Annotated in this window: 1 pseudogene; it reads left to right on the forward strand. The window is 67.7% G+C overall.

Going from position 1 to position 1,283, the window contains the following annotated elements:
* Window positions 1–304 precede the first annotated feature (304 nt).
* Window positions 305–1,195, forward strand: a pseudogene (locus tag AC07AL_RS38585) (alanine--tRNA ligase-related protein); the annotation flags it as partial.
* Window positions 1,196–1,283 lie beyond the last annotated feature (88 nt).

Genomic DNA, 1,283 nt, shown 5'->3' on the forward strand with positions numbered 1-1,283 from the left:
ATCCGCATATCGCATGCGAGACGGTCTACGCCGACAGGTGACCGTCCGTCAGTAAAACGGCAGATCCATCACCCCAAAGAGCAAATGTCAGTACCCTCGGCGCTATGAACGTCACCGGCCGAAGCATCACCGCGACCGCGCGAGCGACCAGCTCGCCGGTTGCCGCCGCCTGACGTACTCCCTACTTCCACCGGCGACCGGAAACGGTCTGCCGGTGGTTCCATGGCGTTCCCGCCCCGGTTCCGATGATCGTGCGGACCCGTTGTCCGGTGCCTCCCCGCTGCACACGCGAAGGAGCCACCCCATGAACACCGACCAGATCGTCCGCACGTTCGTCGAGTACTTCGAGGAGCGCGGCCACCGGCGGATCACCGGCGCGACCCTGCTGCCGCCGCCCGGCGACCCGGTGCTGTTCACCACCTCCGGCATGCACCCGCTCACCCCGTATCTGGAGGGGCACCCACACCCCCTCGGCCGGCGGTTGGTCAATGTGCAGCGCTGTCTGCGCACCACGGACCTCGAGGAGGTCGGCGACAACACCCATCTGACCGTCTTCGAGATGCTCGGCACCTGGTCGCTCGGCGACTACGAGGGCCCACTGAGCCTCGACTGGGGTCATGGCCTGCTCACCGAGGGGTTCGGCATCGATCCGGGGCTGCTCCATGCCACGGTCTTCGGCGGCGACAACCAGACCGGCCCCGACACCGCTTCGCTGGAGCTGTGGCAGGAGCGCGGGGTGCCGGTCGAGCTCACCGTCGAGGACAACTGGTGGTCCAACGGACCGACCGGCCCGTGCGGCCCCGACTCGGAGATCTTCCTGTGGACCGGCGACACCCCGCCGGAGTCGACGCCGACCGGTGACGACCGCTGGGTGGAGGTGTGGAACCACGTGATGATGCGGCATCGACGGCTCGTCGACGGTTCACTCGTGCCGCTCCCGCAGCGCAACGTCGACACCGGACTCGGCCTGGAACGGCTGGCCTCACTGCTGCAGGGCCAGCGGTCGGTGTTCGAGTGCGACGTCTTCGACCCCTGGCGCCGGATCGTGCCGACCTTGTGGCAGCTGGACGAACCGCCGCTGCGGCTGGTCTGCGACCACCTGCGCTCGGCCATCGTGGTGATCGGCGACGGGGTGCGCCCGGCCAACACCGGCCGCGGCTACGTGCTGCGCCGGCTGGTACGTCGGGTGCTTACTGACATTTGCTCTTTGGGGTGATGGATCTGCCGTTTTACTGACGGACGGTCACCTGTCGGCGTAGACCGTCTCGCATGCGATATGCGGA

Source organism: Kitasatospora sp. NPDC043949 (genome assembly GCF_056435365.1).